Source organism: Streptosporangium sp. G11, from assembly GCF_051192615.1.
GTDB lineage: Bacteria > Actinomycetota > Actinomycetes > Streptosporangiales > Streptosporangiaceae > Streptosporangium.
In genome coordinates, this window is record NZ_JBPJUQ010000010.1 from 170719 (window position 1) to 194106 (window position 23388).

The window sequence follows — 23388 nt, forward strand, 5'->3', positions numbered from 1 at the left end:
CCGGAACCCGTGATCAGCCGGTGGCGACCGTGGCGGCGAGCCTGTCGAGGGCCGCCTCCGCCTTGCCCCAGCCCGGCGGGACCTTGTCCGCCATGAAGGCGAAGGTCACCAGGCGTCCGCCCCGCGTGGTGGTCATGCCCGCCAGGGTGTTGACCCCGTCGAGGGTGCCCGTCTTGGCGCGGATCAGCCCGTAGGCGGAGCGGAGCTTGTCGAACCTGTGCCCGAGGGTGCCGCTGAAGCCGGAGACCGGCATGCCGCTGGCGATCTGGTGCAGGGCGGGGTTGGCCGGGGAGGCCGCCACCGCGACCAGGCGGGCGAGCGCCTCGGGGGCGATGCGGTTCTTCGGCGACAGCCCGCTGCCGTCGAACACCCGCACGCCCTTCGCCGCGCCGAGCCTGGTCAGCACCCTGCCGACGGCCGCGGCTCCGCCGTCGAAGGAGGCCGGCTCCCCCTCCTTGATCGCTACGTGCCTGGCCAGCGCCTCCGACAGGTCGTTGTCGCTGAGCGTGAGAGCCCGCTCGACCAGGGCGTAGACCGGCGCGGAGTCGACCCGGGCGATCTCCTGGGCGCCGGCCGGGGCCTTTGACCGCTTGGCGGACTTGGAAACCGTGACCCCGTACTTCGACAGCAGCGACACGAACGCGGCGTGCGCCGCCCGGGAGGGGTCGGAGACCCTCTGGTCACTCCCCCGCGAGATCCTGCCCTCGTCGATCATGAGTGCCGTGACGGGGGCGACGCTGCCCTCGGGCACGTAGCCGGGCTTCCACGTCGCGGCGGTGCGCGGCCCCGTGTAAAGGGAGTCGTCGTAGGCCACCGTCACCCTGGACACCCCGGCCCCCTTGAGCGCCCTGGCGGTACGCGAGGCGAGGGTGGCGAGCGAGGCGGGCCGGGGATAGACCGGGCCTCCCGCCGTCTTGGGGCTCGCCAGGGTGGGGTCACCGCCCCCGACGAGGATGATCGAACTGGGCGAGGCTCCCCGCACCACGCGGGTGCTCAGCCTGGCGTCGGGCCCCAGCGAGGCCATCGAGGCGACCGCGGTGACGACCTTGGTCGTGGAGGCGGGGGTGATGCCCGTGGCCGCGCCGCTGCCGAACAGCAGGGTGCCCGTCTCCGCGTCCAGGACCGCGGCCCCGACACTTCTCCCCAGCGCGGGGTCACCCAACGCCTCGGTCAGCCGCTCCGCCAAAGTACCCTTGGCGGGGAGAGGGCCGTTCCCCCCCGCGGCCAGCACCGGACCCGCGGTGATGACCGGGACGGGGGGCGGCTCGGCCGACGCGACGACCGTCTCGGGCTCACCCGTCACCAGCACATCGCTGGTGAGCAGGTGTGCCCCGGCCGCGACGACGAAAATCTGCAGCAGGACGAGAGTGACCAAGGCCACCCACCGCTCACGCCGCATTACCGTCGCCGTCCTCTCATCACTGGTATCCAAAAGGCATAAAACGCCTACGAGACATTAACGCCCAACCGGGGGTGCCCGGGGGCCTGAGTGGAGGAACCGCGGTGGAGTTCGACGTTCTCGTTGAGATTCCCAAGGGGCAACGGAACAAGTACGAGGTGGACCACGAGTCAGGCCGCATCAGGCTCGACCGCATGCTCTTCACCTCCACGCAGTACCCCGCCGACTACGGCTTCATCGAAGACACGCTCGGCGAGGACGGTGATCCACTCGACGCCCTGGTGCTGCTCCAGGAGCCGACCTTCCCCGGCTGCCTGATCAAGTGCCGTGCGGTCGGCATGTTCCGCATGACCGACGAGAAGGGCGGCGACGACAAGGTCCTGTGCGTCCCCGCCACCGACCCCCGGATGGAACACATTCGCGACATCCACCACGTGCCGGAGTTCGACCGCCTGGAGATCCAGCACTTCTTCGAGGTGTACAAGGATCTGGAGCCCGGCAAGTCGGTCGAGGGCGCCAACTGGGTCGGCCGGGTGGAGGCCGAAGAGGAGATCGTCCGGTCCATCAAGCGGGCCAAGGACGAGGTTCACGGAAAGCACTGAGTCGTGACCGGATTATTACCCGGTCTTCAACCGGTCGCCCTTTGGCCGGTCGCTCCTTCGCCGGTCACCTTTCGGCCGGTCGCTCTTTGACTGGCCGTCCTTTGGCCGGTCGTTTCTCACCCGGTCACCGTTTTGGCCGGTTGTCACGTGGGACGGGTCGCGCCGATGAGGTCGCTGCGCCACATCGGCGCGACCCTGACCACGTCCCCCGTCTGCGGGGCGTGCACCATCAGTCCCCGTCCGATGTAGATCCCCACGTGGTGGATGTCGCCGGGATTGCGGGTGATCTGCCCGTAGAAGAGCAGATCGCCTCGCTGGAGCTCACTGAGCCGCACGTGTGGGCCCGCGGTCCACTGGGTGCCGGTCCAGTGGTCCATGGTGATCCCGACCCGTTCCCAGGCCCGCATGGTCAGCCCCGAGCAGTCGTAGGCGGCCGGCCCGTCGGCCGCCCACACGTACGGCTTGTCGAGCTGGGTGAGCGCCCAGTCGGCGGCGATGTCGCCCTTGGCGGAACCGGCCGTCATGTTGAGCGCCCAGCGCGACACGGGCTCTCCCGAGGCCACCGCCATCCGCGCCGCCTCGCGCCGCGCCGCGGCCGCCTGATATCGGGCGCGCTCGGCGTTCTCCCTGGCGATCCTGGCCTGCTCCAGGGCCGCCTCGCGCTTCCTGGCGAGCAGGTCGGCGGTGCCACGCGCCTCGGCGGCCAGCTTCTCCAGCCGCGCCTGCTCCTCCTTGATCCGCCGGGTCTCGTCGACCTGCCCGGCGACGGCCTCCTCGGCGGCGAGCTTCGCCTCCTCGGCCCTCGCCTGCGCCTCCTGCTGCGCGGCGTACGCGTCGTCCGCCTGCGCCTGCAGGATGGCGAAGACCTCCTGGGCGTCCCTCAGCTGCTTGAGCGTCTCCGCCTGCCCACCGCCCATGTGGGCCAGGATGCTGGCCCTGCGCAGGTAACCGTCGTCCGTGGGACCGCCGCTGTCGGTCATCATGGCCATCATGGGCTGGGAGATGTCCAGCCCGCCGTAGTTCTGGGCGGTGATCGCGGCCACCGCCTCCCGGGCCTGCCCGACCTGGGAGCCCGCCGTCCTGGCCCGCTCGGCCGCCTGCTCGGCGAGCTCCTTGGCGCGAGTCGTCTTGACCAGCTCCCCGTTGTACGACTCGACGAGCCGCTCCGCCTGGGCGACCAGCTCCTCCAGCCTGGCCTGCGCCTCGGCGACCCGGACCGTGGTCGCGCCGAGCCTCTCACCGCGCTCGCGGGCCAGCGCCCGCGCTTCGGCCACCTCATCGGCCGACGGACCCGGCACACCGCCGGTCGCGGCGTCGTCGGCCGGTCCCGGCCGGCCGGGAACGGCGCCGGCGGGGAGCCCCGGTCCGGCGATCAGGCAACAGGCGAGGCCCGCCACCGCGGCGGCATGACGGCGCCGTCTGACTGAATGCATGCGTCTCCCCCCGGAGTCCCCTTGGATACCGCGTGTCGCGGTCTCACCGCGCGAAGCGGCGCGTCACCGCGTGCCAGGCGGCGGCCTACCTCAACATTCCCGCTCGTCACTCTCCGCACACATGCCACTCACACACCGTGGTCATCGCCCGCCACAATACCCCCGCCGACGAGGGTCCGGTCCCCGTCCTCGCGACCAGGCCGCCCGTACGGCGGGTACGGCCGCGGATTTCCCTCCGGCCGTCCATCCATACGGTTTTCCTCCGGACATCCGTACGGCCCGCCCGGTGGAGGTCCGAGACGGGCCGAGAGCCGGGCGAGCCGGAAAGCGCGGAAGGTGGGGAAGGCTGGGGCGGGGGGCGGCGGACCGGTCAGACCGGTGCGGCGGGCGGCCCGGAGGCGAGGGTCACGAGGGTGATGCGGCGGGATCCGTACCGGTGGAGGCCGACGGGGAACCTCCCGAGGATCGTCCCTGCCCTGAACCGTCCGAAGACCGCCCCTGACCCGCGCCGTCCGGGATCCGTCCCCGGCTCGTACCGTCCGCGGTCCGCCCGTGACCTGTGCCGTTCGGGGTCCGCCCGTGACCCGCGCTGTTCGAGGTCCGTTCCGGGCCCGCGCCGTCCGAGGTCCGTCCCCGGGTCGTACCGTCCTGGGCCCGCTCCCGGCCGGTGCCGCCCGGGGTTCGCCCCGGGTCGGTACGGGCCGGTCGGGAGTCGTCGGAAACCCGCCTCGGGCCGGACCTCGGGTGGCCGGGGTTCGTGCGCGGGTGTCGCGGATCGGCGTACGGCGGCCGGGGGTTCGCCCGCGGAGGCCTTGGACCGGCTTGCGGGGATTCCGGATCGGCGAGGGGAGGCCCGGCCGCGCGTGGGGGCCGGTGCTCTCCTCCCGCGCCTCTCGGTGGCCTCGGATTCGTCCGAGGGGGTGCCGGGTCCGCCTGCGGGGAGTCCGGGGTCGCGGGTCGATGGGTGATCCCGCAGCGGCGGGAGGAGTGTCCGTGGCGGTATCGGGACGGATGCCGCCTGTCCGGCGCGCCGGTTCCGGGGGATCCCGGCGACACGGACGGCACGGGCGACACGGGCTGGGCCGGGCTCTCCGCCGGAACCGCCGGGCGGTCGGCCGGTCCGTCACCCGACGGCCCGTCGTCGACCGGGCCTGCCGATCCGTCACCCTGCCGCCGGGGCGGGTCCTCCGCCCGGGGGTCGGCCGGGCCCGGCGCTCCCGGCCGCCGGTCGTTTCCGAAGTCGGGTTCGGTGGCGCTGACCGGCTCCGTCGCCCCGAGCGAACCGATCCGCTCGACGGCGACCCCCTCCCCGACGGGCTCCAGTGTCACGGGCGCGCCTCCCCGCCGGAGTTCCCCCGGTCTCCGGGCGTCCGGGGGCTCCACCACCGCGGGGAACGTGTCCGAGGCGATGCCGGAGCCCGCGCCTCCCGGCTCGACCACGGTCTGGGCGAGGACCAGGGCCACCGCCACCGCCGCGGCGACCGCTGCCGCCGCACCGGCCAGCGCGTAGGGCCGGCGGCTCGCGCGAACCCTGCCGACGGGGAACCCGGCGTCGTCGAGGGGACCGGCCCGGTGGGCGACGTCACGCCGGTAGGGGACCCGCTCGGGGTCGGTGAAGTGGCTCATCACCCACGCGCGCAGCGTGGGCGGCAACGCGATCGGCGGGAGCAGATCGAAGACCTTGGCCGCGGAGACCTGCCTGACCCGGTGCGGGGCACAGGTGTCGCAGCGGTTCACGTGCCGGATGACCCGCTCGCGCGCCTCCGGCGTGAGCTCGCCACTGAAGCCGGTCAGCATACGGGCCCGGCTCGCGCAGTCGTAGGGCCCCTTGCGCACGAGGACCTCCGCGGTGACGACGTCGCGCAGGCGCTCCCTCGCCGACTCGTACAGCGCGCCGGCGACCTTGGGGGTGACGCCGAGGACCGCGGCGAGGTCCATGGGCCCGAAGCCGTGCCGGCAGCTCAGGTCGAGGACCTCCCGGTCGTCGGGCGACAGGCTCCGGGTGGCGTTCCACGCCATCACCCGCAGGTCCGCGTCGTTTCCGATGGCGACCGCCGGGGCGGGGACCACCGGGCCCGGCCCCTCGGCGAGATCACGCCGTACGCACTCCCCCCGAGCGAGTGCGTACAGCCACGCCTCCAGCCGACGGGAGTCGGTGAGCGCGTGAATATGGGCCTCGGCGGCGATGAAGGTGCCGAGGAGTGCCGACTTCGCCGCTTCGGGAGTGGCGAGCATTGATCGGCAGTATCGGTAGACGCTTTCCGCGTATGAGTCGTAGAGATCGGCGAGGGCCCCAGGACTCCTCGCGCACAGCGCTGCGACCAGGACACCGTCAGTCATGTAATCGAAGGTAAACGCTGGGTAGCCGGAAATTCAGCGGTTCGCGCATCGTGACTTCGATTGTCTTTACCGCGTCAATGAGTCGAGTAAAGAGCGAACGCTAATGGCAATCATAAATATTGATGAATAGCTATTTAACCGAATTAATAGTGCATATCGGTGCGCCGGGGAAGGGCTCCCGATCATGGACGAACGGCCACGGATGAACAGTCACGGACGAACAGCCACGGACGAACGACCACGAGCGAGCCTCCACGAGCGAACGGCCACAGACGGATGATCACGGGTGTCCGGTCACGAACGGGCGATGGCGATCACTGGTGGACGGGGCCCGCGCCCGCGAGGGGTGCTTGCCTGCCCCGGTCCCTGGCGAACGGGGGCATCTTCGGCTTGGCCGTGTTCAGGGGCAGGGAACCACCGAGGGCGAGTTGCTCGAAGGGACGGCTGCTCGACCCCCAGGTGCGCGCGGTCACCTCGGCGGAGGCGATGTCGCGGGTGTTCTCGATGCTCTTGATCTGCAGGATGAACCGGCGCTTCTGGCCCGCCTGGACGTTGTCCACGAACGTGCTCCCGCCCCCGAGCAGCTTGCCCCGCTTGTCACGCAGGAGCGCGGTGACGGCCAGGCTGCGGGCCGGTATCACGTACGGGGTGCTGACGTAGCCGGTGACGAGATAGTCGCCGTCGGCCGTGCGGTCGGTGAGCACCTCGCGGACCGGGAAGGGCTGGAAGGCCGAGACGATCCGGCCCGCCTGGTGCCAGCGCGCCGGGCGGTACGCGATGCTCACGTTGGCGGGCTTTTCCTGGGTCACCACCTGTCCCGTGAAGGGGAGCGTCCCCGCGGGGGGCACGGCGTCCAGCGGCTGTTCCAGCCGGACGACCTCCCTGCCCTGGGAGTTCTTGGCCACCACGGTGGCCACGACGTGCTCGCCGAAGTGCCACGGGTTGGTGTTGGCGAGCACTCCGGCCCAATTCACCACGTACCCGTCATCACCCTTGATGACGGATGAGGCCTGCTCCCTGACCGCGAGCGGCTGGAGCGCGGCGGCCTGCTTCGTCTCCTCCTCGTCGTCGGTGCATCCGGCGCATCCGAGAAGGAGGAGGAGGGCGAGGGCGCCGACGATTCGGGTGCTGTGCGTCACCTAGCCGTGATAACCGGTGACGGCCCCCCGCCCACCTGGACACGCCGGAAACGGCCCGAGTCTTTACCTCTGCCGGACCACCCTGGCCTCATCCCATACCGGTTCGGATGATTCGTAGACCTTTCCATCGGCACCGAAGACCAGATACCGGTCGAAGTCATCGGCGAACCAACGGTCGTGGGTGACGGCGACCACGGTCCCGTCGAAGGCGTCCAGCCCCTCCTGGAGAGCCTCGGCGCTGGCCAGGTCGAGGTTGTCGGTCGGCTCGTCCAGCAGCAGCAGGGTGGTGCCCGACAGTTCGAGGAGCAGGATCTGCAGCCGGGCCTGCTGGCCGCCGGACAGCGTCTCGAAGCGCTGCTCGGCGATGGTCCCGGCCAGCTCGTAGCGGGACAGCACCTTCATCGCCTCGTTCTTGAGCCGGGCGTGCTCGGTCATGACGATCTCGCAGGGCGTCCGGCCGATGAGTTCGGGGCGGGCATGCGTCTGGGCGAAGTGGCCGGGGACGACGCGGGCGCCGAGCCTGGCCGCGCCGGTGTGCCGGACCTCCTCCCCGGCGATCAGGCGCAGGAAGTGTGACTTGCCCGAGCCGTTGGAACCCAGCACCGCGACCCGCTCGCCGTACCAGATCTCCAGGTCGAACGGCTTCATCAGGCCGGTGAGCTCCAGTTGCTCGCAGATCACCGCCCGCTTGGCGGTCCGGCCGCCCTTGAGCCGCATGCTGATGAACTGCTCCTTGGGCGCCGCCTCCGGCGGCCCGGCCTCCTCGAACCTGCGCAGCCGGGTCTGGGCCGAGTGGTAGGCGGCGGCCATGGTGTCCATGTACTTGGCCTTCTGCTTCAGCATGAGGACCAAGCGCTTGATCTTGGCGTGCTCCTCGTCCCAGCGCTTCTTCAGCTCGTCGAGGCGCTCGTTGCGCTCCCTGCGCGCCTGGGCGTACGAGCGGAAGCCCCCGCCGTGGACCCAGATGTTCCCGGACTCGACGGTGATGATCCGGTCGGCCGCGTTGGCCAGGAGCTCCCGGTCGTGGCTGACCAGCAACACCGTCTTGGCCGTCTCGCGCAGCGCCCGCTCCAGCCAGAGCTTGCCCGGCACGTCCAGGTAGTTGTCCGGCTCGTCGAGCAGCAGCGTCTGGTCGGGCCCCCGCAGCAGCGCCTCCAGCACCAGCCGCTTCTGCTCACCGCCCGACAGCGTGTTGACCTCGCGGTATTTGCAGTCGTCGTACGGCATGCCGAGGGCGGCCATGGTGCAGGTGTCCCAGAGCACCTCGATGTCGTAGCCGCCCGCGTCGGTGTAGTCGGTGATGGCCTGGGCGTAGCGCATCTGCGCCTTCTCGTCCTCGCGCTCCATCATCACGAGCTCGGCGGCGTCGAGCTGCTCGGCCGCCTGCCGCACGCGCTGCGGGGCGACGCTGACCAGCAGGTCGTGCACGGACCTGCCGTCGCGGATGCTGCCGATGAACTGCCGCATGATGCCCAGGCCGCCGGAGCTGGCGACGCTCCCGTCGACCGGCTGCAGGTCACCCGCGATCAGCCGCATCAGGGTCGTCTTGCCCGCCCCGTTGGGCCCGACGAGCGCCGCCTTGACCCCCTCGCCGACCCGGAAGGACACGTCGTCCAGCAACGGCCGCCCGTCCGGCAGAACGTATGTCAGATGGCCAACCTCAACGTGCCCCACGACGATTTCCCTCCACAGTTCCCCGCGCAGGGTACACGCCGGTTTCCGGATCAGGCATCCCGATATCGGCGCCGGCGCCGGTCCGCACGCTTTCCCCCGGCTCTCCCCGGAGGGCCCCGTCGACGCCGGGCAGGGCCGAACAGGGCTGAACAGGGCTGAGCAGGGGTGGGCTGAGCAGGGCCTGGCTTGGCGGGGCAGGGAAAATGCGGTGGGAAACCGTCGGTGCCCGGTGATAGAAAACAGTTTCGACCTTCATCCTCGATCTGCTCGGGAGCGAGCTTGTGGCCACCAGCAGTTCGGAGTTCTCCGTGTCCGGCCGCCCGCACGACAGGCGGGGTCCGGTGCGCTGGCTCTGGTCCCATGTTCGCCGCCATCCGCTCCAGCTGACCGGGTTCCTCGGCGCATCACTGATCATGGTCGTGCTCAACGCCATGGTCCCCGGCCTCACCGGCGCGGCCTTCGACGCCGTGCTGGGTGAGGAGGGCGGCGGGGCGCGGGCACTGGGCTCGATCTCGCTGGGGCTGCTGGTGATCGTCCTGGCCCGCGGCGCCTTCGACCTCGTCGCGCGCCTGGCCAGCGAGGTCCTGGCCAAGCGGCTGGAGCGGGACGCCAGGGACGAGCTCTACGTCAGCCTGCTCGGCAAGAGCCAGACCTTCCACAACAGGCAGCGGGTCGGCGACCTGATGGCGCGGGCGGCCAACGACATCCGGCAGCTCTCCACCATGATCAGTCCGGGCGTCGACCTGATCGTCGACTCCGGCCTGAGCGGCCTCGTGCCGCTGGTCTTCATCGCCGCGATCGATTCGCGGCTGCTGCTGGCGCCCGGCGTCTTCGCGGTCGCCTTCGCCTTCGCGCTCTGGCACTACATGAGACGGCTCAACCCCGTGGCGACCCGCATGCGGGAGCAGTTCGGCGATCTCAACGCCGGGCTGAACGAGGCGGTCCGCGGCATCGAGGTCATCAAGGTGACCGCGCAGGAGGAGCAGGAGCGGCGGCGGTTCCGGACGCGGGCGCGGCGCTATCGCGACTCCTTCGCCCACAACGGCCTTGTCCAGGCCCGCTACCTGCCGACCCTGCTCTTCGCCTTCGCGATGGCCGGCGCGCTCTGGCACGGCCTCCACCTCCACGCCACGGGCGCCGTCACGATCGGCGAGCTGGTCGCCTTCATGGGCCTGATGGGCATGCTGGGCTTCCCGACCAGCATGTCGATCTTCACCTTCTCGCTGGTCCAGATCGGCATCGTGTCCTCCCGCCGGATCCTGAGCATCATGAACGCCGAGACCGAACTCGGGCAGCGCGCCGACGGCCACGCCGCGCCGATCAGCGGGGCGATCGTCTTCGAGAACGTGACGTTCGGCTACGGGGAGGGCGATCCGGTGCTGCGCGAGGTGACGTTCACCGTGCGGCCGGGCGAGACCGTGGCGATCGTCGGCGAGACCGGCTCGGGCAAGAGCACCCTGGCGAAACTGGTCCCCCGGATCTACGACGTCACCGCGGGCCGGATCCTGGTCGACGGCGTGGACGTACGCGAGTGGGACCTCGACTCGCTGCGCTCCCAGATCTCCACCATCGAGCAGGACATCGTGCTGTTCTCCCGGTCGGTGGCCGAGAACATCGCGTTCGGGCTGGGCCAGCAGGTGGAGCGAGACGCCGTCGTCCGGGCGGCGGAGGAGGCCCAGGCCGCCGAGTTCATCGGCGAGCTCGACGACGGTTACGACACGGTCATCGGTGAGCGCGGCATCACTCTCTCCGGCGGCCAGCGCCAGCGCCTGGCCATCGCACGGGCGCTGCTGACGGATCCGGCGATCCTCGTGCTCGACGACTCGACGAGTGCGATCGACTCCGCCACGGAAGACAGGATCCAGCAGGCCATCGGCCGCGTTCTCGACGGGCGCACCACCCTGCTGATCACCCACCGGCTCTCCCAGATCCGCTGGGCGGACAAGGTTCTGCTGCTCCGCCGAGGCGAGCTGGTCGACTACGGCACGCACGACGAGCTGCTCACCCGGAGTCGCCTCTACCGGCGGATCTTCGCCCACTATGACGAGGTCGACGTGGCCGACGGCGCCGTGTCCGGCAACACCACCGACCCGGCCGTGGTCCTCGCGGGCGAGCAGGGAGCGCGGGACTGATGGGCTTCATCATGGACGGCCTCGATGCCGAGGACTACGACCGCACGTACAGCGATCGTGACCTCCTTCGCCGGATCCTGTCCTATTTCCGGCCGAAGCTGGGATCGATGATCCTGGTCGCGGTCATGATCGTGCTGTTCTCGCTGAGCCAGGCGGCGATGCCGTTGCTGGTCAGCTGGGGTGTCGACGGGATCGAGGACGGCACGATCGCCGACGTGGGCCTGCAGCTCACCGCCGGCCTGCTGCTCGCCGGGGTGCTCGGCTGGCTGTTCAACTTCGTCCGCCAGTGGTACAGCGCGAAGGTCACCGGCGACGTCGTCCTGCATCTCCGCGAGGACGCGTTCGACGCCGTACTCAAGCGTGACCTGTCGTTCTACGACGAGACCCCGTCGGGCAAGATCGTCAGCCGGGTCACCTCCGACACCGACGACTTCGCCACCGTCTCCACCCTGACGATGGACCTGATCAGCCAGGTGCTGATGGTTGGCTTCGTCACGATCCTGCTCTTCCTGCGCAGTGTCGAGCTCGCCCTGCTGACCCTTCTCGTGGTGCCGGTCGTGATGGGGATCGCCCTGCTGTTCCGGCGGGTCGCCCGGAGCAGCACCCGCAGGGCGCAACGCTCGCTGAGCCGGGTGAACGCCACCCTGCAGGAGACCATGGGCGGAATCACCGTCGCCAAGAACTTCCGCCAGGAGCAGCGGATCTACGACGAGTTCCGCCCCATCAACCGGCAGAGCTACCAGGTGACGCTCAGGCAGGGGTTCGTCTTCTCCGGCATCTTCCCCATGCTCTTTCTCGTCGCCGGGCTGGCCACGGTCGCGCTCGTACAACTGGGCGGTACGGCCGTGCTCGGCGGTGGCCTGTCCGGCGGAGACTGGTTCCTCTTCCTCCAGGGCGTCTCGCTCTTCTGGTTCCCGCTCACCTCCATCGCCGCGTTCTGGTCCCAGTTCCAGCAGGGCCTGTCCGCGTCGGAGCGGGTCTTCGCCCTGATCGACGCGCCTCCCCGGGTCGTGCAGACCGATCCCCAGCCGGTCGGCAGGCTGGCGGGCCGCATCGAGTTCCGCGGCGTCACCTTCGGTTACGAGGCGGGAAGCACCGTGCTGCGAGACTTCGACCTCACCATCGAGGCGGGCGAGAGCGTCGCGCTGGTCGGCCACACCGGTGCGGGCAAGTCGACGCTCAGCAAGCTGATCACCCGGTTCTACGAGTTCCAGGACGGCCGGTTGATGATCGACGATCGTGACGTCCGCACGCTGGACCTGGCCGGATACCGGCGGCAGATCGGCGCGGTGCCGCAGGTGCCGTTCCTGTTCAGCGGCACCGTCGCCGACAACATCCGCTACCCGAGGCCGGAGGCGAGCGACGAGGAGGTGCTCGCCGCCGCCGCGGCGGTCGGCGGGGGCGACTGGATCGACGCCCTTCCCGACGGCCTGCGGACCGACGTCGGCGAGCACGGTCGCGCCCTGTCCATGGGCCAGCGCCAGCTCGTCGCGCTGGCCCGCCTGCTCGTCCAGGATCCGGCGATCGTGGTCCTGGACGAGGCCACCGCCAGCGTCGACCCGCTGACCGAGGCCCAGATCCAGGAGGGCCTGGACCGGGTGCTGGCCGACCGCACCTCCATCGTCATCGCGCACCGGCTGTCCACGATCGAGCACGTCGACCGCATCATCGTGCTGGATCACGGCCGGATCGTCGAGGAGGGCGACCACACCACGCTGCTGGCTCGCGGTGGCCACTACTGCCAGGTCTACAACACCTACTTCCGGCACCAGTCCCCCAACTATCGGCCCGGTTCCGGGTTCGTCTCCGTCGCCGGATCCGGATCCGCGTGACCGAGGCCGCTCGAACCGGGATTCCTCCGGGCACACCGGCCTGGCGGGGCACCCCACCGCCGTCGCCGTGCCCGGGGCCGGCGGTGCCCTAACCGGCGGGCTCGGCGATCAGTGCCGTGCCGGCGCGGCGGAAACCGAGCCTGGCGTAGATCCGGGCGACATCCTCGTCTCCCGCGGACAGGAAGACGGTCTTCACACCCCGGGAGCGGGCGTCGGCGATCAACTCCGCGGTGACCGCGAGCGCGAGGCCGCGACGGCGGGCGGCGGGCAGCGTGCCGACCCCGACGATCTCGCTGACCTCCCCGACCTGGTTGTGCTGGCCCGCGCACAGCGCCGTACCCCCCTCGACGGCCGCGGCGATCACCGTCAGCCCGGCCCGGACCCGTGCGGCGCCGCGTTCCAGCGAGCCGTCACCGGTGCGGGCCAGGAGCGCCTCCGCCAGGTCCGCCGTGTCCGCCGCGCCGACGCGGGTGCCGGGCTCGGCGAAGGCGAGGTGGGGAACGACCAGCGCGGAGGGCAACGCAGGGTCGTCCGCCTCCAGGACCCGCACCGCCGGGTGCGGGGGCGGCCCCTCCGGCGTGACCGGCGCCGCGTCCGTTCCGAGCACCATCAGCGGGTGCTCGTGGACCGCGAGTCCCGCCCCCTCGACCGCGGCGCGGAGCGTGGGCGTGGTCTCGGCGACCCACTCGAAACTCTCCGGGATCCCGAGCTCGCGCTGCCGGTCGCGGACCCTGGCGACGTCGCCGGCCCGCACCGGGCCGGACCACCCGGAAGCCGGGCGCGCGTAGAAGGGCCACCCCTCACCCTCCCGTACGAACAGGGTGAGCGGTCCGTGGTCCTCGACCCTGGCCTCGCGTCGCGGGACCGCGTCGTAGTAGTGCTCGATCAGGTCCAGCAGGGCCCCGGGGCCTTCGGCGGAAGTCATGACCAGCATCCAAACAGTGGCTCATGAACCGATGCCACCCGATTACGCGCCGGTCGCCACGACGCGCCACGAGACGACACGACACGAGACGACACGACGCGGGAAGACGCCCGCCAGGGGCGCGGCCTCCCTCGGGGGAGGCGCCGTCCCACCCTTGAGGCCGGCGGAGCCCCGAACTCGCACACCAAGCCCGTAAATATCCCCTGAACCTGTATTAAAAACGCCTAAATACCTACTTATCGGCTGGCACATCGGAAAGGGAGCTTTCCCGATCGGGGCGCGTCCGCACGGAGTGTCCCTCATCGGGAAACCGAACTCCGACTTATGATAGAAGCATCTTTGTCACCTTATTATTGTTGATTTGCATCTTTCGTAGGCTCGATGGCGAGCGATGATGTTGCGATGAGTGGCGATAAGAGATGAAAAACGGCGATGAAAACCGCAGCCAGGTGCGGCGGCCGCTCCTGATCATCCGCTCGCAGCTCCCTCCGGGACCGCTGCGCGATCTCAAAGACCTGCTGTACGAGCTGTACCTGGAAGCCGGTTCCCCCACTCTCGACGGCATCGCCGCGGGGATCGGCGACGACCTCCCCGGTCCCGACATTCCAGGACGCGACACCGTCCACCGGATCCTGGCCTCGGCGGAGACGCCTCCCAGCCAGGCCGACCTGACGGCCGTCATCACCGTGCTGGCCCGCCTGGCCCGGCGGGACCCCGCCGACGCGGCCGACCGGGGCCGCGAGCTGTGGAGACGGGCCCGCCTGGCCTCGCCGGCCGGGTTGCCGATCCGCTCGCTGGCCGACCCGTTCTCGCTGGGGGTGCACCGGGCGGTCGACGCGGGCACGGAGGCCGCCGGGGTGACCGACCTGCCCACCCTGCCTGATCTGCCCGATCTGCCCGCTTACGTGTCGCGCCCCCACGACGACCGCCTGGCCGCCGTCGTACGGCGGGCGGTGGCCGGGCACAGCGCGGTCGCGATGCTGGTCGGCGACTCGTCCACCGGCAAGACCCGGGCCTGCTGGGAGGCCGTACGGCTCCTGCCCGGCGGGTGGCGGCTGTGGCACCCGGCCGATCCCGGCCGTCCCGAGGCGACCGCCGTGGCCCTGGGCTCCATCGCGCCGCGGACCGTCGTGTGGCTCGACGAGTCGCAGTCCTACCTGCTCACTCCGGCGGGCGGCCTGGGCGAACGCGTCGCCGCCGGGCTGCGGGCCCTGGTGAACGATCCGGAGCGCGGCCCGGTGCTGGTCCTGGGCACCCTCTGGCCCGAATACTGGGCCGCCCTCACCGCGGCCCCCTCCGCGAGCGGCGGCGCGGCTCCCCGTACCCAGGCGCGGGCGCTGGTGACCGGCACGGCCATCCACGTTCCCGGCCGTTTCACCGGCTCCTCCCTGGAGGCGGTGCGCGGCGCGGCGGACGGCGATCCGCGCCTGGAGCGCGCGTACGCCGGGGCCCGCGACGGCCGGATCGCCCAGTACCTCACCGGCGTGCCCGGCCTGGTGGAGCGTTACCGCGACGCGCCCGCCCCGGCCAGAGCCGTGATCGAGGCCGCCATGGACGCCGGGCGCGCGGGGCACGGCCCCGCCCTTTCCCACGCCCTCCTGAAGACCGCCGCGTTCGACTACCTGACCGGCTACGAGTACGGCGCCCTGCCCGGGGACTGGTTCGAAGAGGCCCTGACCTACGCCTGCGGCGCTCACGGCCCTCTCTCGCGCGTCCGTCCCCGCCACGACGGGCCGTCCGCGTACCCCCGCTACCGGCTGGCGGACTATCTGGAACAACTCGGTCGCGCCGAGCGCCGTACCCGTCCCGTCCCCGCCGCCATGTGGGACGCGCTGATCTCCCACGCCGACCCCGAGGACCGGCCGCGCCTCGCCGCCCAGGCTCGGGCCCGCGGTCTCTACCACCACGCCCTCCTGCTGTACGGCGCCGCCGCCACGGCCGGTGACCCCGACGCCCCGCGGCAGGCGATCGCCCTGCTCAGGGAGACCGGACGTACCGAGGAGGCGCTCACCTGGCTGCGGGTCCACAGCGGGGCGGACGACGCCCGGACCCTCGGCTGGAGCGCCGCCGTCCTCGACGAGGCCGGACACCGCGAGAGGGCGATCGCCGCCTACCGGCGCGCCGCGGAGGCGGGGAACGCCGACGCCCCGAGAGAGGCGATCGCCCTGCTCGTGGATGAAGGAAGGGTCAGGGAGGCGCTCACCTGGCTGTGGGCCCACGACTGGTTCGGTGACGATGGCCTTCCCGTCTGGACCGCGGCCCTCCTCGACAGGACGGGACACCACGAGCAGGCCCTCACCGCCTACCGGCGCGCCGAGAAGACCGGGAGCGTCGACGCCCCGGAGTGGCTGGCGTCCCTGCTGTACCGGACGGGCCACAGGAAGGAGGCGATCGCCGCCTGCCGTCGCGCCGCGGGAACCGGCGAGGGCCACGTCCTCAAGCAGGCCGTCGCCCTGCTGCGGGAGATGGGACGGACGGAGGAGGCGCTCACCTGGCTGCGGATCCGCTCCGAGGCGGGCGACACCGGCGCCCTGTGGGAGGCGGTCGAGCTGCTGCGGGAGTCGGGGCGTGCCGGAGAGGCGATCACCTGGCTGGAGACCCGCGCGGAGAAGGGCGACCACCGCGCGATCTCGAAGACGGTCGAGCTGCTCCGGTACACGGGCCGGACCGAGGAGGCGATCACCTGGCTGCGAGCCCGCGCCGAGACCGGCGACACCTACGCCTACTGGCGATCGATCGGCCTCCTCCAGCGGACGGGACAGATCGAGAAGGCGATCACCCTGCTGAGCGCCCGCGCCGAGACCGGCGACCGCCTCGCACTTGAGGAGGCGGTCGAGCTGATGCGGGAGTCGAACCGGGCCGGGGAGGCGATCATGTGGCTGTACGCCCGCGCGGAGACCGGCGACCGTTCCGCCCTCGATCTGCTGCCACACCTTCTGGAGAGGGCGGGGCGGACCGGGGAGGCGATCGCCGCCCACCGGCGCGCCGCCGAGGCGGGGAACGCCGATTCCCACTGGCCGCTGGCCGCCCTGCTGCACCGGGAGGGCCGTCTGGAGGAGGCCCTGGCCGCGTACCGGCGCGCCACCGAGACCGGACACACCGGCGACGGCTGGGGAATGGTCGAGCTGCTCCGGAAGACGGGCCGGACCGAGGAGGCCCTCGCCGCCTACCGGCACGCCGCCGAGACCGGGAACACCGACGCCGGGTGGCGGATGGTCGAACTGCTCCAGGAGACGGGCCGGACCGAGGAGGCGATCACCTGGCTCCGGGCTCGCGCCGAGACCGGCGACGCCGACGCCCTGTGGAAGGTGGTCGAGCTGCTCCAGGAGTCGGGGTGCGCCGAGGAGGCGATCACCTGGCTGCGGGCCCGCGCCGAGACCGGCGACATCCACGCCCTCAGGCGGTTCACCGTCCTGCTACACCAGGTGGACCGTTCCGAGGAGGCGATCATCTGGCTGCGGGCCCGCGCCGAGACCGGCGACGCCGACGCCCTGGGTCACGCGGTCGACCTGATGTACGAGACCGGCGGGGCGGAGGAGGCGATCACCTGGCTGAACGCCCGCGTCGAGGCGGGCGACACCGACGCCCTGATCTGGTTCGCCGTCCTGCTGCGCGAGACCGGTCACCCGGGCAGAGCGGTCCTCGCCCACCTGCGCGCCGCCGAACTGGGCCTGCCCGGCGCCCTGCGACAGGCGATCGGCCTGCTGAGACGACTGGGCCGCGTCGGCGAGGCCGAACGGCTCCGGCGGTACGGGATCACGCCCGCCCGGGGTGACCTCGAACCTTGAAACGCGCGGGCGGGTACGCGCCGCTCGAAGAGAACACGGCAGGCGTACCCGGTGACCCGCGCACCGGCGGGCTTCGGCCGGTCATGACGCGGGGCGACATGCGGCGGCGCATGGCGGCACGCGGCTACGTGCGGCGGCGTGCGCTGTGCGCTGCCACGCCGCCGTCCGCGAGCGGCCACCGGGTACTTCCTTGGGCGGTGCCAGCCGGTGTCAGCCGGTGTCAGCCGTCGCCCTGGCCGAAGGGGTTGTTCGGACCACCGCGATCGTCGCCGTTGTTCCTGCCAGGACCGTTGTTCCCGCCGGGACCGTTGCCTCCACCAGGGCCGTCGAAGCCGCCGGAATCGTTGGGATCGTTGATCTCGATGCCGCCCTCGTCGTCCGGCGGGGGCGCCACGGGCTGGCAGCTCTGGCTGCAACCGCCGAACCGCTCCGTGTTGATCGGGGTGAACGACGTCGGCTCGACGTTCTTCAGCGCCGCCAGCATCGTGTCCTTCCAGATCGGGCCCGAGATGCTGGCGCCGACGACCGACCCGTAGTAACGGCCGCCGATCGTGACGCCGGACAGCTTGTACTTCTGCGAGCCGCGCGGGTCGCCGATGCTGACCGCGCCGGCCAGGTCCGGGGTGAACCCGGCGAACCACGCGGTGGCGTAGCTGTCGGTGGTGCCGGTCTTGCCCGCCGCGTCGCGGCCGATGCCACCGACGGCCCGCATCGTGCCCTTGGTGAACACGCCGGACAGCACGTCGGCCGCCGCGTCGGCGACCTCGGGGTCGAGCGCCTGGCGGCACTTGGGCTTGTAGTCGGTGACCTTGCCGTTCCTGTCGGTGATCCGGCTGATCGCCATCGGCGCGCAGTACTTGCCGCGCGCGCCGATCGCGGCGTACGCGTTGGCCACGGTCACCGGGTCCATCTCGTTGGTGCCGAGCGTGAACGTCGAGAACTCCAGGAGCTTGAGCCCGTCGGAGCGGTGGATGCCCAGCGACCTGGCGGTCTTGATCGTCTCGCAGAGCCCGACGCGCTGCTCCAGCTCCATGAAGAACGTGTTCACCGAGCTCCAGGTGCCGGTCTGCAGGGTCTTCCAGCCGGGGGCGCCCTCGTCGTTGGTGACGGTGTGGGACGGGTCGCCGATGTTCTCGCCCTTGCAGTTCTGGAACGCCGAGTAGCCCGAGGCGCGGAAACCGGCACCGGCGCTGAAGCCGTCGTTCACCTTCATTCCCTGCTTCAGCGCGGTGAGCAGCGTGAACGTCTTGAAGGTCGAGCCCGCCTGGAAACCGACGCCGCCACCGTGCGCGGCGTCCGCGACGAGGTTGTAGGAGATCTCGTTCTTGGCCTTGCTCCGGCCGTACGTCCGGCTGGCCGCCATGGCCTTGATCGCCCCGGTGCCCGGCTGGACCAGAGCCTCGGCCGCCACCGGGTTGTCGGAGGGGTGGACCCACTTCCTGATCGCCCTGTCCGCGGCCGCCTGCATGGTCGGGTCGAGCGTGGTCCTGATCGTCAGGCCGCCGCGGTTGAGGAAGTCCCCGCGGGCCTTGGCCGTCTTGCCGAAGTCGGGGTTGTTCAGGACCTCGTTGCGGGCGTAGATGCAGAAGTAAGGATAATCGCTGGACTCGCAGCCGCCGGGGAGCTTCATCCCCTTGTAGCCGAGCTTGGCGGCCTTCGCCTTCGCCGCCTCGGCCGGGGTGATCTTACCCAGCTCGGCCATCCGGTCCAGCACGACGTTGCGCCGGTTCAGCAACCGCTCGCGCTGCTTCCTGCCCAGGTTGGGGTCGGTGGCGTTGGGGTCCTGCACGGCGCCCGCCAGCGTCGCCGCCTGCGGCAGGGTGAGCGCCTCCGCCCTGATGCCGAAGAACCGCTTGGCCGCCGCCTCCACGCCGTAGGCGCTCGCGCCGAAGTAGGCGATGTTCAGATACTTCTCCAGGATCTCGTCCTTGGAGTACTTCTCCTCCACCGCCATCGCGTGACGCAGCTCGTTGAGCTTGCGCGCGTAGCTGGCCTCCAGCGCTTTGTCCTTCTCCTTGTCGGTGTCCGCGGAGTTGAGCAGGACCTGCTTGACGTACTGCTGGGTGATGCTCGACCCGCCCTGGCTCACCCCGCCCGCGTGCAGGTTCTTGGCGAACGCGCGGATCGTGCCCTCAAGGTCGATCGCGCCGTGCTGGTAGAACCGGTAGTCCTCGATCGAGATGATCGCCGTCTTCATGACCTCGGCGATCTGGTCGAGCTTGACGACCTCGCGGTACTCCTCGTAGAACCGCGCGATCTCGTTGCCCCTGGCGTCCTGCACGATCGAGACCTCCGCCGGCGGAGGTTCGGTGAGGTCCTCGGGTTTGAGATTCAACTCGGTGGTCGCCGACATGAAGCCGAGACCCACGCCTCCCACGGCCGGCAACGCGATTCCCGCGACCAGCAGGCCCGCTGCCGCCCCTATGGCGGCAAGGCGCCCGATCTTGGACGCGACTCCTGGCTGCCCTTCACCCCGTTCAGACATAAGCCATAGATTATGGGGTTTTCCAGGTGCTCCCCGCACGCGATGCGCGATGCCCGCTCATCCCACCGGGAGAGAGGGCACGGTTTTCGTCGGTCAATTCACGACAAAGACCCAGAGTAGGCATCGTCGGCGGCCCTGTTCCACAAACCAGGCCGAGCTGTACACAGATGATGGTAAATGCCATGATCACGCCTCATGGACACGGACCCCTCCGGAAGAGAGCCGGGGCGGTCAGACCGGAAGACCGGTACCAGGGAGCGGAGTGGCCGTTGATGGAGTTCCAGGTGCTGGGGCCGCTTGAGGTGAGCCTGGACGGCCAGGAGGTTTTCGTCGGCGCCGCGTACAAGCCCCGGCTCGTGCTCGCCGTTCTCCTGGCCCGCGGAGCCGGGCAGACGGTGTCAGTCGACCGGCTCGTCAGCACCGTCTGGAACGACGCCCCTCCGGCGTCCGCGCGGCGCAACATCCAGCTGTACGTGCACCGGCTGCGGAGCGTGCTCGGTACCGACCGCATCATCCGGCAGCCGGGTGGATACACGATCGTCACCGGCGACGGACTCGACTCCACACGCTTCCGGAGGCTCGCCGCGGAGGGGAGCCGGGCGCTCGACGGCGACCCCGAACGGGCGAGCCGCGTCCTGCGCGACGCCATCGATCTGTGGCGAGGCCCGGCGTTCGCCGAGTTCGTCGAGTGCGAGCCGATCGCCGAGGAGGCGGCGCAGCTGGAACAACTCCGGCTCGTCACCCACGAGCGGTGGGCGGAGGCGGAGCTGGCCCTGGGCAGGCACAGGGAACTGGTCGGCGTGCTGGCCCGGCTGGCACGGGCGCACCCGTACCACGAAGGGCTGCGGGCGCACCTCATGGTCGCGCTGAACCGCAGTGGCCGCCAGGCCGAGGCGCTGGAGCTTTTCCAGCAGACACGTGCCCTGCTCGACGAGCAGCTCGGTGTGGAGCCGGGTCCCGCGCTCCAGCGGCTGCACCAGGACATCCTGCGTGGCGACGACCGGCCCCCGGCCCCCGAGCGCGTCGAGCCCGGGACGGCGACCGCGGTGTCGGACGTCGTCCGTACGACACTGCCGGTGCCCCGGGAGCTGCCCACGAACATTCCCGGCTTCATCGGGCGTGAGGTCGCGTTCGAGGCGCTGGACAGGATGATCCCCGGGGGGCCCGGCGGCGCCGATCCGATCACGATCTCGGCCATCACGGGGATGGGGGGTGTCGGCAAGACCGCGCTCGCGGTGCGGTGGGCGCACCGGGTGGCCGACAGGTTCCCGGACGGGCAGCTCTACCTCAACCTGCGGGGCTATTCACCCGGAGCCCCGGTACATCCCGCGGACGCTCTCGCGGGTTTCCTCCGGGCGCTGGGTGTCTCGCCGCAGCAGGTGCCCGTCGAGGCGACGGAGGCCGCCGCGCGCTACCGCTCGCTCATGGCGGGACGGCGGATCCTCATCCTGCTGGACAACGCGAGCTCGGCCGAGCAGGTCCGGCCCCTGGTGCCCGGCAACGCCGGCTGCGCGGTGCTGGTCACCAGCCGCGACCGGCTCACCGGGCTGGTCGTCCGCGAGGGCGCTCAGCGCATCACCCTCGACGCGCTCGTCCCCGCCGAGGCCAGGGCCCTGTTCGGCCATCTTCTGGGCGCGGACCGCGTACGGGCGGAACCCGAGGCCGTCGCCAAGCTGGCCGAGGTGTGCGCCCACCTGCCCCTCGCGCTGCGCATAGCGGCGGCGCGCCTGCTGGACCGCCCGCACTCCCCGATCGAGGACTACGTCACGGAGCTGAGCACCGGCAGCCCGGTCAGTGCCCTCACGATCGAGGGCGACGAGGAGACCGCCGTCCGCGCCGCCTTCGACCTGTCGTACCGGCTCCTGCCCTCGTACGTGCAGCGGATCTTCCGGCGGCTCGGGCTGGTCGACTGCCCCGACTTCACCCCGGCCGCGGCGGCGGCCCTCGCGGGCGTCTCCGAGCAGGAGGCGGCGCTGGCGCTGGACCGGCTCGCCGGCGTCCACCTGGTCGACCAGCACGGCCCCGACCGCTTCACCGTGCACGACCTGCTCCGCCGGTACGCCGGCGACCTCTCGGCCGCCGAGGACGGTGAGGAGGAGCGGGCCGAGGCGACGAACCGGCTGTTCGAGTGGTATCTGTCCGTGGCCGGCGACGCCGCGAAGGTGCTCTACCCGGACATGCTCCAGCTGCCCATGCCCCCCGAGGTCGTGACGCGGACGGTGGACATCGACAGCCCGTCCGCCGCCATGGCGTGGCTGAGCGCCGAACACCACAACGTGGTCGCGGCGATCGGTCACGCGGTCCGGTACGGTCCCAGGCCCATGGCCTGGCTCCTGGCCGACAGGCTCCGCGGCTATCACAACTTCTCCAGGCGCATGGTCGACTGGCTCGCCACCGCACGCGCCGCACTGGCCGCGGCCCACGCGGAACGGGACCGGCGGGCGATGGCGTCCGCGTTCCTGAACCTCGCCCACGCGTACCACTGCCTCGCCCGCTACAACCGTTCGATCGCCTACCTGAACAGGGCCATCGCCCTCAGCAACGAGACGGGATGGACGCAGGGCGAGGCGAGTGCCCTGAGCAACCTGAGCACCACGTTCATATTCGTCGGGCTCCCCGACGAGGCCACCCGCCCCCTGTCCAGAGCGCTCGAACTCCACGACCGTCTCGGCTCCGAACAGGCACGCGCCAAGATCCTGAACAACCTCGCGAACGCCTGCAGGCAGTCCGGCCGTCTCCACGAGGGGCTCGACCACGCCGTCCAGGCGTTGACGCTGATCCGCGAGACCTCGGCGCCGAGAGCCGAGGCGGTCGCGATGACCACCATCGGTGAGCTCCACCACCAGCTCGGCCACCTCGGCGCCTCCGCCGACCACCTGACCACCGCTCTGGCCCGTCACCGGGAACTCGGCGATCGATATCTCGAGGCCGACACCCTGGCGTGGCTGGCCCTGGTGCGCCGCGACTCCGGACACCTGGAGCAGGCCCGCGACACCGTCGAGGCCGCGCTGAGGATAGCGGCGGACATCGGCGACCGGTTCACCGAGGTACAGGCGTTGAACACGCTGGCCTCCATCCTCGACCACGCCGGGGACCTCGACGAGGCCGTCCGTCTCCACCGGACCGCGCTGGGCGTCGCCAGGGAGATCAACGCCCGCCACCTCGTGAGCGAGGCACTCCTCGCGCTGGGCATAACCCACCACCGCGCCGGCGACCACGCCGCCGCCGCCGACCTCGCCGAGCAGGCGCTGGAACTGGTCGACGAGCCGCATTTCCGCGTCGTCGAAGGGCGGGCGCTCACTGTGCTCGCCTACGCCTGCCACCGGCGGGGGCTTCTGGCGGAAGCCGAGGGATACGGCCGCCGAGCCCTGGACAACCACCGGGCGACCGGGCACCGGATGGGCGAGGCCCAGACCCGGGTCGTCCTCGCCGCGATCTCGCGTGACAACGACGACGCGGTCACCGCGGAAACCCAGGAACGCCTGGCGACGGAACTGTACGCGGAGATCGGGGCTCCCTTCTCGGAGGAGTTGACCGGCTGATTCTCGGAGGCACTGATTCCGACGTTCCCGTGCCCTGGGCCGGAGAGCGTGCCCCCCGACGTCCGTGACGGCGGCGGGGCCACGCCGCCCACGCCCT

The 23388-nt window shown here is 71.1% G+C and carries 12 protein-coding genes; 5 read left to right on the plus strand and 7 right to left on the minus strand.

Features of this window, described 5'->3' with window-relative positions; all coding sequences use genetic code 11:
- Window positions 1-13: 13 nt before the first annotated feature.
- A complete protein-coding gene (dacB, locus tag ACSDR0_RS13520) occupies window positions 14-1381 on the minus strand; it encodes a D-alanyl-D-alanine carboxypeptidase/D-alanyl-D-alanine endopeptidase (protein ID WP_435289117.1) in 1368 nt (455 codons plus the stop codon).
- A gap of 122 nt (window positions 1382-1503) precedes the next feature.
- Here dacB and ACSDR0_RS13525 point away from each other — a divergent pair, with 122 nt between their 5' ends.
- Window positions 1504-2001, plus strand: a complete 498-nt coding sequence (locus tag ACSDR0_RS13525) for an inorganic diphosphatase (RefSeq protein ID WP_329087576.1) — start codon at window positions 1504-1506, stop codon at window positions 1999-2001.
- Between the two features lie 143 nt (window positions 2002-2144).
- On the opposite strand, the gene ACSDR0_RS13530 is transcribed toward ACSDR0_RS13525, so the two are convergent.
- From ACSDR0_RS13530 to ACSDR0_RS13545, 4 genes are all read right to left on the minus strand, one after another.
- A complete protein-coding gene (locus tag ACSDR0_RS13530) occupies window positions 2145-3434 on the minus strand; it encodes an NlpC/P60 family protein (protein WP_435289118.1) in 1290 nt (429 codons plus the stop codon).
- Window positions 3435-3839: 405 nt separating this feature from the next.
- On the minus strand, window positions 3840-5774 hold the full coding sequence (locus tag ACSDR0_RS13535) for a hypothetical protein (RefSeq protein WP_435289119.1): 1935 nt from the start codon (window positions 5772-5774) through the stop codon (window positions 3840-3842).
- Window positions 5775-6088: 314 nt separating this feature from the next.
- Entirely contained in the window at window positions 6089-6913 is an 825-nt protein-coding gene (locus ACSDR0_RS13540; protein WP_435289120.1) for a hypothetical protein, read from the minus strand.
- A gap of 63 nt (window positions 6914-6976) precedes the next feature.
- Window positions 6977-8587 (minus strand): ABC-F family ATP-binding cassette domain-containing protein, encoded by a 1611-nt coding sequence (locus tag ACSDR0_RS13545; RefSeq protein ID WP_435289121.1) that lies wholly within the window; start codon window positions 8585-8587, stop codon window positions 6977-6979.
- Window positions 8588-8868: 281 nt separating this feature from the next.
- On the opposite strand from ACSDR0_RS13545, the gene ACSDR0_RS13550 reads away from it, so the two are divergent.
- Together ACSDR0_RS13550 and ACSDR0_RS13555 are read left to right on the plus strand one after the other, a co-directional pair.
- Window positions 8869-10719, plus strand: coding sequence for an ABC transporter ATP-binding protein (locus ACSDR0_RS13550; RefSeq protein WP_435289122.1), 1851 nt, complete (start codon window positions 8869-8871; stop codon window positions 10717-10719).
- Window positions 10719-12551, plus strand: a complete 1833-nt coding sequence (locus ACSDR0_RS13555) for an ABC transporter ATP-binding protein (RefSeq protein ID WP_435289123.1) — start codon at window positions 10719-10721, stop codon at window positions 12549-12551. Before ACSDR0_RS13550 ends, ACSDR0_RS13555 begins: the two co-directional genes overlap by 1 nt.
- Window positions 12552-12639: 88 nt before the next feature.
- On the opposite strand, the gene ACSDR0_RS13560 is transcribed toward ACSDR0_RS13555, so the two are convergent.
- Window positions 12640-13476 carry a GNAT family N-acetyltransferase gene (locus ACSDR0_RS13560; RefSeq protein ID WP_435289124.1) on the minus strand — a complete coding sequence of 279 codons (837 nt, stop codon included), beginning with the start codon at window positions 13474-13476 and terminating at the stop codon, window positions 12640-12642.
- 419 nt (window positions 13477-13895) lie between these two features.
- On the opposite strand from ACSDR0_RS13560, the gene ACSDR0_RS13565 reads away from it, so the two are divergent.
- Window positions 13896-17264 (plus strand): hypothetical protein, encoded by a 3369-nt coding sequence (locus ACSDR0_RS13565; RefSeq protein ID WP_435289125.1) that lies wholly within the window; start codon window positions 13896-13898, stop codon window positions 17262-17264.
- 220 nt (window positions 17265-17484) lie between these two features.
- On the opposite strand, the gene ACSDR0_RS13570 is transcribed toward ACSDR0_RS13565, so the two are convergent.
- A complete protein-coding gene (locus tag ACSDR0_RS13570; RefSeq protein ID WP_435289126.1) occupies window positions 17485-19749 on the minus strand; it encodes a transglycosylase domain-containing protein in 2265 nt (754 codons plus the stop codon).
- A gap of 272 nt (window positions 19750-20021) precedes the next feature.
- On the opposite strand from ACSDR0_RS13570, the gene ACSDR0_RS13575 reads away from it, so the two are divergent.
- Window positions 20022-23291 carry a BTAD domain-containing putative transcriptional regulator gene (locus ACSDR0_RS13575; protein WP_435289127.1) on the plus strand — a complete coding sequence of 1090 codons (3270 nt, stop codon included), beginning with the start codon at window positions 20022-20024 and terminating at the stop codon, window positions 23289-23291.
- Window positions 23292-23388: the final 97 nt, after the last annotated feature.

Bases quoted from the DNA above. Each gene is read 5' to 3' on its own strand.
- ACSDR0_RS13530 (WP_435289118.1), bottom strand. From the start codon at position 3,434: ATGCATTCAGTCAGACGGCGCCGTCATGCCGCCGCGGTGGCGGGCCTC.
- ACSDR0_RS13555 (WP_435289123.1), top strand. From the start codon at position 10,719: ATGGGCTTCATCATGGACGGCCTCGATGCCGAGGACTACGACCGCACG.
- ACSDR0_RS13565 (WP_435289125.1), top strand. From the start codon at position 13,896: ATGAAAAACGGCGATGAAAACCGCAGCCAGGTGCGGCGGCCGCTCCTG.
- ACSDR0_RS13575 (WP_435289127.1), top strand. From the start codon at position 20,022: ATGGAGTTCCAGGTGCTGGGGCCGCTTGAGGTGAGCCTGGACGGCCAG.
- ACSDR0_RS13570 (WP_435289126.1), bottom strand. From the start codon at position 19,749: ATGTCTGAACGGGGTGAAGGGCAGCCAGGAGTCGCGTCCAAGATCGGG.
- ACSDR0_RS13535 (WP_435289119.1), bottom strand. From the start codon at position 5,774: ATGACTGACGGTGTCCTGGTCGCAGCGCTGTGCGCGAGGAGTCCTGGG.
- ACSDR0_RS13560 (WP_435289124.1), bottom strand. From the start codon at position 13,476: ATGACTTCCGCCGAAGGCCCCGGGGCCCTGCTGGACCTGATCGAGCAC.